The 7,841-nt window shown below is 72.5% G+C and carries 10 protein-coding genes; 2 read left to right on the forward strand and 8 right to left on the reverse strand.

What is annotated here, in order from left to right:
- Positions 1 to 188: 188 nt before the first annotated feature.
- Genes ACZ60W_RS35505 through ACZ60W_RS35515 form a run of 3 tightly spaced genes read right to left on the reverse strand, consistent with a single transcriptional unit; the run spans position 189 to position 2,048 of the window.
- On the reverse strand, positions 189 to 950 hold the full coding sequence (locus tag ACZ60W_RS35505; RefSeq protein ID WP_469759537.1) for a DUF3710 domain-containing protein: 762 nt from the start codon (positions 948 to 950) through the stop codon (positions 189 to 191).
- A 1-nt stretch (position 951) separates the two neighbouring features.
- Complete coding sequence (dut, locus tag ACZ60W_RS35510; protein WP_366305517.1) at positions 952 to 1,464, reverse strand: dUTP diphosphatase; 513 nt, start codon at positions 1,462 to 1,464, stop codon at positions 952 to 954.
- Positions 1,464 to 2,048 carry a PaaI family thioesterase gene (locus tag ACZ60W_RS35515; protein ID WP_469759538.1) on the reverse strand — a complete coding sequence of 195 codons (585 nt, stop codon included), beginning with the start codon at positions 2,046 to 2,048 and terminating at the stop codon, positions 1,464 to 1,466. Before ACZ60W_RS35515 ends, dut begins: the two co-directional genes overlap by 1 nt.
- A 58-nt stretch (positions 2,049 to 2,106) precedes the next feature.
- Here ACZ60W_RS35515 and ACZ60W_RS35520 point away from each other — a divergent pair, with 58 nt between their 5' ends.
- Positions 2,107 to 2,610 (forward strand): DUF3093 domain-containing protein, encoded by a 504-nt coding sequence (locus tag ACZ60W_RS35520; RefSeq protein WP_469759539.1) that lies wholly within the window; start codon positions 2,107 to 2,109, stop codon positions 2,608 to 2,610.
- A gap of 59 nt (positions 2,611 to 2,669) precedes the next feature.
- On the opposite strand, the gene ACZ60W_RS35525 is transcribed toward ACZ60W_RS35520, so the two are convergent.
- The 4 genes from ACZ60W_RS35525 to ACZ60W_RS35540 form a co-directional block, all read right to left on the reverse strand.
- Positions 2,670 to 3,692: a hypothetical protein gene (locus ACZ60W_RS35525; protein WP_469759540.1), complete on the reverse strand. Its 1,023-nt coding sequence runs from the start codon at positions 3,690 to 3,692 to the stop codon at positions 2,670 to 2,672.
- Positions 3,693 to 3,704: 12 nt separating this feature from the next.
- A complete protein-coding gene (locus ACZ60W_RS35530; RefSeq protein ID WP_003955561.1) occupies positions 3,705 to 4,001 on the reverse strand; it encodes a DUF4193 domain-containing protein in 297 nt (98 codons plus the stop codon).
- Positions 4,002 to 4,396: 395 nt separating this feature from the next.
- The gene (locus ACZ60W_RS35535; RefSeq protein WP_469759541.1) at positions 4,397 to 5,635 is read right to left on the reverse strand and encodes a sensor histidine kinase; all 1,239 of its coding nucleotides are present in this window, start codon (positions 5,633 to 5,635) and stop codon (positions 4,397 to 4,399) included.
- Positions 5,636 to 5,639: 4 nt separating this feature from the next.
- Positions 5,640 to 6,293 carry a response regulator transcription factor gene (locus ACZ60W_RS35540; RefSeq protein WP_017237674.1) on the reverse strand — a complete coding sequence of 218 codons (654 nt, stop codon included), beginning with the start codon at positions 6,291 to 6,293 and terminating at the stop codon, positions 5,640 to 5,642.
- A 361-nt stretch (positions 6,294 to 6,654) separates the two neighbouring features.
- Between ACZ60W_RS35540 and ACZ60W_RS35545 the strand changes: the two genes are divergently transcribed.
- Complete coding sequence (locus ACZ60W_RS35545) at positions 6,655 to 6,828, forward strand: hypothetical protein (protein WP_366379537.1); 174 nt, start codon at positions 6,655 to 6,657, stop codon at positions 6,826 to 6,828.
- 103 nt (positions 6,829 to 6,931) lie between these two features.
- Here the strand turns inward: ACZ60W_RS35545 and ACZ60W_RS35550 are convergent, their stop codons facing one another.
- Complete coding sequence (locus ACZ60W_RS35550) at positions 6,932 to 7,732, reverse strand: inositol monophosphatase family protein (protein WP_469759542.1); 801 nt, start codon at positions 7,730 to 7,732, stop codon at positions 6,932 to 6,934.
- Positions 7,733 to 7,841 lie beyond the last annotated feature (109 nt).

Below are 7,841 nucleotides of genomic sequence, written 5' to 3' on the forward strand. Positions count from 1 at the left end.
CCCACATGGTTTTCTTAGGGTCAAAAGGGAGCCGGGAGGAGAAGAGGGGGACAGGGGCGGGGGGCCTCCCGAGGGGGGGGGGGGGAAGGGGGGGGGGGCCCCCCCCCGGGGGGGGGGGGGGGCGCCCCCCCCCACCGGCCGTGCTGGGGTGTGACGCCGGCCCGAGGGGGCGGACCGGCGTTGGTGGTTCAGCGGATCTCGGAGATCTCCGGTCCGCGCTGGAGCTGGCCCATGCCGCCGGAGAAGCGGGAGCTCTCCTGCTCCTCCTGCTGGACGCCGTCCGGCACCATCTGCGCGTCGTTCGGCAGCTTGAGCACGATCGGGTCACGCGGAGCCATCGGGCCGTCGCCGCGGACGACGACGGTGTCCCGGACGATCTGCTCCAGGAGCCCGGCGGCCTCGGGCTGGACCGCGCCCTGCCCGGAGATCACTCCGCGCAGGAACCAGCGGGGTCCGTCGACGCCCACGAAGCGGACCAGCTGGACACCGCGGTTGCCGTCCGGCAGCTGGACGGGCACCTGGGCCCGCAGCTCCCAGCCCAGGGGGCCCTCGACCTCGTCGATGACACCGCCCTGCTGGATGATGCCCGTGGCGATCTCGTCGCGGACCTCGCCCCAGATGCCCTCGTTCTTGGGGGCGGCGAAGGCCTGCAGCTGCACGGCGCTGTCGCGGAGCACGACGGTGGCGGCGACGATCGCGTCCCCGGCCACCTCGACCCGCAGCTCCATGCCCTCGACTCCGGGCACGAAGACGCCGCCGAGGTCCACGCGACCCTCGTCGGGCTTGGTGACCTCGGAGATGTCCCAGGGCCCGTCGGGCCGGGGCTCCGGCGGAAGGTTCACCCGGCGCGGAGCCTCGTCCGCGTCCTCGCCGTCCACCGCGTCGACGACCTGCTCGGCCTCGCCCGCCGCGTCCTCGGCGGCACCGCTCTTCTTGCGACGTCCGAACACGTCACTGTCCTTCCCGGTCGGATACGACCGAAGCGTATCGATTCCCACCCGTCGTGCCGTCCACGGCGGCATGACCGCCGGTGGACCCGAAGCCCCCCTCGGCCCGCGCCGAGCCGGGAAGCTCCGCCACCTCGTGGAAGCGCACCTTCTCGACCTGTTGGACGACAAGCTGGGCGATCCTGTCGAATCGTTCGAACCGCACGGTCTCGCGCGGGTCGAGATTGACCACGATCACCTTGATCTCTCCACGGTACCCGGCATCCACCGTCCCCGGGGCATTCACCAGTGCCACTCCGCAGCGGGCCGCGAGACCGGAGCGCGGGTGCACGAAGGCCGCGTAGCCGTCGGGGAGGGCGATGGAGACCCCGGTGGGCAGCACCGCGCGCTCGCCGGGGGCGAGCTCGGCGGCCTCGGTGGTCACCAGGTCGGCCCCGGCGTCGCCGGGATGCCCGTAGGCCGGGATCGGCACCTCCGGGTCCACACGGCGGATCAGTACGTCGACAGGGTTGCGCATCAGGGGTTCACCTCGAAGGCGCGGGCGCGCCTGACCTGGTCGGGGTCGGACATGGCTGCCTGGATCTCCTCCGGGCGGCCGTTGTCGATGAAGTGGTCGACCTTCACCTCGACGAAGAGGGCGTCGGCGCGGACGGCGACGGGGCCCTCGGGCCCGCCGATCCGCCCGACGGCGGTCGAGAAGATCTTGCGGCCGTGCACGGCGGTGACCGCGGCCTCCAGGTGGAGGACGGTGCCGACGGGGACGGGCCGCACGAAGTCGGTCTCCAGACGTCCGGTCACGGCGATGACCCGCAGCAGCCAGTTCAGGGAGCCGAGGGTCTCGTCGAGCGCGGTGGCGAGCACGCCGCCGTGCGCGAGGCCGGGGGCGCCCTGGTGGTCGGGGGTCACCGTGAACTCGGCGGTGACGGTCACGTCCTCGCCCGCCCGTGCCTCCAGGTGGAGGCCGTGGGGCTGTCCGCCGCCGCACCCGAAGCAGTTCGCGTAGTGCGACCCGAGCAGCTCGCCGGGCGCCGGGGCGTCGGGGTGGCGTACCGGCGGTATGGCGTCGGCCGGCGGGGTGAGGGCGGCAGATGTTGCAGTCACAGGCGCAGACCTTACCCGCGCGGATGGGCGCCGGTCGCGCCGTGCCAAGCTTGGACGCATGCAGCCTTCCGCACCGTCTCCGGCCCCCTCCCCCGCGCCCTCCGCCGCGCCGCGTTTCGACGAGCGGCTGACGGCGCCCCGCTCCTGGTGGGTCATCGTGGTCCTGATCGGCCTCTCCGGCGGCCTGGTCATGTTCCCGCTGGGTACGGTCCCGCTGCTGGGCGGCGTGATCGTGGCGGGCGTGCTGGCCGGGATGGCGGTCTCGTCGTACGGCTCCGCGCGGATCCGGGTGACGGCCGGTTCGCTGGTCGCGGGCGACGCGCGGATCCCGGTCACGGCGCTGGGGGCGGCCGAGGTGCTGGACGAGGAGGGGGCGCGCGCCTGGCGCAGTTACAAGGCCGACCCGCGCGCCTTCATGCTGATGCGCAGCTACGTGCCGGGGGCGGTCCGGGTCGAGGTGACGGACCCGTCGGACCCGACGCCGTACGTGTACCTGTCGACGCGGGAGCCCGAGGCACTGGTGGCGGCGCTGGAGGCGGAGCGTCCCGGCGACGCGGGCTGAGCGGGCGGGGGCGCCGGGGGCGTCCTTCACGACCGGGGCCCGCGGGGCCCCGTCCGTGTCTAGAAGCCCAGTTCCTCGGGGTTCTCGGGCTGCTCCAGCGGGGGCAGCTCCGGGAGCGCCGCCCAGGGGATCTGGCGGGTGCGCAGGTCCTTGCGGATGTGGCCGGCGAGCTTCTTGGTGTCGCGGCGGTTCATGACCGCTCCGACGGCGGCGCCGACCATGAAGGGCATCAGGTTCGGCAGGTTGCGCACCATGCGTTTCATGATCTGCTGGCGCAGTTCGCGCTTGAGCTGCCCGCCGAGGGCCGCGTTGACCGTGGTGGGCTTGGTGGGGTCGATGCCCCGCTCCTCGGCCCAGGAGGTCAGGTAGGCCGCCGAGCGCTGGGTGAGCCTCCCGGGGGGCCGCAGCCCGTACACCTCGTGCAGTTCGGCGATGAGCTTGAGTTCGACGGCGGCGACGCCGGTGATCTCGGCCGCCAGTTCGGCCGGCATGGCCGGGGGGACCGGGAGCATGGCGGCCGCGCCGACGCCCGCGCCGACGGTCGAGCTCGCGTTCGCGGCGCCCGCGACGAGCTTGTCCGCGAGCTCCTCGGGGCCGAGGCCCGGGAACTGTCTGCGGAGGGTCGCCAGATCGCGGACGGGAATCCGCGGGGCGAGGTCGATCAGCCGGTCGGCGAGATAGCCGATGCCGGCCTTGGCGCCGTCTCCGCCGCGCCGGACTCCCCGCGTGACCCCACGCCGGACGGCGTCGATCCGCTCGGAGTCGATCCTGATCCGGTCGAGCTGGGCGCGCGCCGGGTCGGCCAGTCGCCTGACGGCGCCGCGGCGCCCGTCGTGGGGTGCCGTGTCGTGGCCCGCCTCCCGCTCCGCCGGCAGCGAGGCCGGATCCGGCTCGGTGACCGCTTCGAGCGAGGCCGGGTGGCCTCGCCCGTCGTCACGTGCGCCGGGGGAGGGCAGGGGGGCGGCGTGCTCGGCTTCAGGGGCCTCCTGGGCGCCCTCTGCCGGGCCTGAGCCGCCCTTGTGCGTCCGAGGGCTCCCGGGGAGCCTCAGACGCCGCTTCCGGGAAGGTGTGTCGCCTGCCACGGCCGGGCGACCTCAGTCGCAGTCACGGCAGATCGGCTGGCCGTTCTTCTCCCTGGCCAGCTGGCTGCGGTGGTGCACGAGGAAGCAGCTCATGCAGGTGAACTCGTCGGCCTGCTTGGGCAGGACCCGGACGGCCAGCTCCTCGTTCGAGAGGTCGGCGCCGGGAAGCTCCAGGCCTTCGGCGGCCTCGAACTCGTCGACGTCGACGGTCGAGGTCGACTTGTCGTTCCGGCGTGCCTTCAGTTCCTCAAGGCTGTCCGAGTCGACGTCGTCGTCGGTCTTGCGTGGGGTGTCGTAATCCGTTGCCATGTCGCTCTCCCCCTCTGGGTGGTTGCGGTGTCTCCAGCGCACGTAACGCGTGAGAGGTCGGACTTGTGCCCGACCTGAGGCGGAGATTTTGCCTCACATCAAGGTCTGTTACTCAATCGACACCCGTCGCCCGCTCTCGCGAGTGATCGGCTTCGGGTGGCGAACCGGACCGTACACGGTCCTCCGGGCGCCCCACACGGGCGCCACCCCGTGTACTTCCCGTCATTCCGGGCCCCGGAAACCCGGACTTTTCCTGGTTTTCCGAGGGATTTCTCCGTCACGGAGAGTGGAGGTCCGGACACTGTCTCCTGTGATCGATCACACATGAGCGTCTCAGAATCAGGGCCACGGAATTCCGCGCAAAGCGAACGGAACCGGTCGGCTCGTGCAGTGTGTCAGATCGGCAGAGTGACGCGCATCACGAGACCGCCGCCCTCGCGGGGCTCCGCGATGATACGGCCGCCGTGCGCACGGGCCACGGACCGGGCGATCGACAGGCCGAGACCGACCCCCTTGTCGCTGCCGGTCCGCTCCTGCCGGAGCCTGCGGAACGGCTCGAAGAGGTTGTCGATCTCGTACGCGGGAACGACCGGCCCCGTGTTCGAGATGACCAGCACGGCCTGACCGTGCTCCGTCTCCGTGCCGACCTCCACCCAGCCGTCCTCCGGCACGTTGTACCGGACCGCGTTCTGGAGCAGGTTCAGCGCGATCCGCTCCAGCAGGACGCCGTTGCCCTGCACGACCGCGGGACCCAGCTCGCGCCGGATCTCCACGCCCTTGGCCGCGGCCTCGGCGTGCGTCTGGTCGATCGCCCGGGAGGCGACCTCGGCGAGGTCGACGGCCTTGCGCTCGATGATCTGGTTGTCGCTCCGGGCGAGCAGCAGCAGGCCCTCGACGAGCTGCTCGCTGCGCTCGTTGGTGGCGAGCAGCGTCTTGCCCAGCTGCTGGAGCGCCACGGGGGCCTCGGGATCGGAGACGTGGATCTCCAGCAGGGTGCGGTTGATCGCGAGCGGGGTCCTCAGCTCGTGCGAGGCGTTCGCGACGAACCGCTGTTGCGCGGTGAAGGCCCGCTCCAGCCGCTCCAGCATCTCGTCGAAGGTGTCGGCGAGCTCCTTGAGCTCGTCGTCGGGGCCGTCCAGCTCGATCCGCCGGGCCAGGTCGGAACCGGCCACCTGGCGGGCGGTGCGGGTGATCCGGCCGAGCGGGGAGAGCACCCGTCCCGCCATGGCGTAGCCGAAGGCGAAGGCGATGATGCTCAGGCCGAGCAGGGCGAAGAGCGAGCGGCGCAGGAGGTCGTCCAGGGCCAGGTCGCTCTGGTGGCGCAGACAGACCGAGACGGCGTCGTTGAACTGCTCGCCGGTGCCCGTGTTGGGCAGCTGGCACCAGGAGGTGGTCGGCTGCACCTCGCCCTTGACGATCTTGAACGGCAGCTGGGCCGCGCTGTCGCTCAGCGCCTGCGCCGTGAAGAGGTAGATGATCGAGAGCAGCAGGATGCCGGCGATGAGGAACATGCCGCCGTAGAGCAGGGTGAGCCGTATCCGGATGGTCGGGCGCAGCAGCGGCCGGACCGGGTCACGGGGGTCCCAGGTCGGCTTCGGGGGCGCCTGGGGGTGGGGCGCGGGAGTCGTGGCCATCGGGTCAGATCCGGTACCCGGAGCCGGGCACGGTGACGATGACGGGCGGCTCGCCGAGCTTGCGGCGCAGGGTCATGACCGTGACGCGCACGACGTTGGTGAAGGGGTCCGTGTTCTCGTCCCAGGCCTTCTCCAGGAGCTGCTCGGCCGAGACGACGGCGCCCTCGCTGCGCATGAGGACCTCCAGGACGGCGAACTCCTTCGGCGCGAGCTGGACCTCCTTGCCCTCTCGGAACACCTCGCGGCGGTTCGGGTCGAGCTTGATGCCGGCGCGCTCCAGGACGGGCGGGAGGGGCACGGTGGTCCGCCGGCCGAGGGCGCGCACGCGCGCGGTGAGCTCGGTGAAGGCGAACGGCTTGGGGAGGTAGTCGTCGGCGCCGAGCTCCAGGCCCTCCACGCGGTCGCTGACGTCGCCGGAAGCGGTGAGCATCAGGACGCGGGTGGGCATGCCGAGCTCGACGATCTTGCGGCAGACGTCGTCGCCGTGGACGAGCGGGAGGTCTCGGTCGAGGACGACGACGTCGTAGTCGTTGACGCCGACGCGCTCCAGGGCCGCGGCGCCGTCGTACACGACGTCGACGGCCATGGCCTCCCGGCGCAGTCCGGTGGCCACCGCATCGGCGAGCAGCTGCTCGTCCTCGACGACGAGTACGCGCACGTCGTTCATCCTTCCCGTCAAGCCGCTGTCCGAGGGAGGACCGGCTGGAATCCGTGCACTGACTGTGCGTGTCCATCCTGCCCCGTACGCGCGTAAACCGGCTGTAAGACGGCGGCCCGGGGGCCGTGCGGAGGGGCCGCGCGCGGGGGGCGCGCGGCGGGGCGCGAAGAATTCACCTGATTCACGGGCCAGTTGAGGTTTCCGTGAGGAAGGGCATGGGGAGGACGACTGCACACCCCGTGATCACGCCCTGTATGTGGCGCGCCACCTACCGCTCTCTGTCCCCCAGAGACCGCAGCGTGTGATCCACCCACCCTCGGCACACCCCCGTGCCAACGGACCCACGACGAGGGGGCGCACGATGGACGCTTTCACCGCAGGACTGCTGCACCGCATCAGGACCACGCAGACCGACCTCACGCGAGCTCGTGAGACGGGCGACGACTACCTGGTGGACGTCGAGCAGGCCGAGCTGGAGGACCTGCACCGCCTGGCCGCCGAGCACGGCGTGGAGGTCGCCGCACCCGGCGTCTGACACGTCACGCACGACCGACCTCGGGAACGCACGAGGCCCCGGCGCCGCTCCCGGCGCCGGGGCCTCGTGCGTCCGCCTCACGGCGAGATCCGAAGGAGGCGACCTAGTCGTGCCAGGCCCCCAGCTCCTCCAGGAGCTCCTGGAGGGGCCCGAAGAGGCCGGGAGAGGCCGCCAGGGTCAGTTCGCCGGACTCGGGCTCCCCGGGGCGGCCACCGGTCAGCGCGCCCGCCTCGCGGGCGATGAGCGCCCCGGCCGCGAGGTCCCAGGGGTTGAGCCCGCGCTCGTAGTACGCGTCGAGGCGGCCGGCCGCGACGTCGCAGAGGTCGATGGCGGCCGATCCGCCCCGGCGGATGTCGCGGACCATCGGGATCACGTGCCGCGCGACCTCCGCCTGGTGGGCGCGGCGCTCCTGGACGTACCCGAAGCCGGTGCCCAGGAGTGCCTGGTCGAGCGAGGGCGAGGGGCGGACGGCGAGGCGCCGGTCGCCCAGGTGGGCGCCGCCGCCGAGGACCGCGCGGTACGTCTCGCCGCGCATCGGCGCCTCCACGACGCCGGCCACGGTCCGGCCGTCCTGTTCGGCGGCGATGGACACGGCCCAGGTGGGCAGTCCGTAGAGGTAGTTCACGGTGCCGTCGAGCGGGTCGATGACCCAGCGGACGCCGCTGGATCCGGGGCTCGACGCGCCCTCCTCGCCGAGGAGGCCGTCCTGCGGGCGGTGCTCGGCGAGGAAGCCGGTGATCAGCTTCTCGGCGGCGATGTCCATCTCGGTGACCACGTCGATGGCACTGGACTTGGTCCTGGCCACGGCGAGGTCGTCGGGGCGGCCGTCGCGCAGCAGCGCTCCGGCGTGCCGGGCGGCCTCCAGGGCGAGGTCGAGCAGTTCGGTGTGCAGGGGGTCGGTCACGCTGGCTCCTTACGCGTACGGGCTGTCGGCGCCGGCGGCGGCCGGGCGTTCGGCGCGGGCCGGGCAGCAGCCGATCGGGCAGAGGTCGTGGGAGGGGCCGAGTGTGCCC

This window comes from Streptomyces sp. NPDC104202 (assembly GCF_055584185.1).

Excerpts from the sequence above, each read along its gene's own strand:
- dut (WP_366305517.1), bottom strand. The coding sequence starts at position 1,464 with ATGCGCAACCCTGTCGACGTACTGATCCGCCGTGTGGACCCGGAGGTG.
- ACZ60W_RS35520 (WP_469759539.1), top strand. The coding sequence starts at position 2,107 with ATGCAGCCTTCCGCACCGTCTCCGGCCCCCTCCCCCGCGCCCTCCGCC.
- ACZ60W_RS35530 (WP_003955561.1), bottom strand. The coding sequence starts at position 4,001 with ATGGCAACGGATTACGACACCCCACGCAAGACCGACGACGACGTCGAC.
- ACZ60W_RS35535 (WP_469759541.1), bottom strand. The coding sequence starts at position 5,635 with ATGGCCACGACTCCCGCGCCCCACCCCCAGGCGCCCCCGAAGCCGACC.
- ACZ60W_RS35545 (WP_366379537.1), top strand. The coding sequence starts at position 6,655 with ATGGACGCTTTCACCGCAGGACTGCTGCACCGCATCAGGACCACGCAG.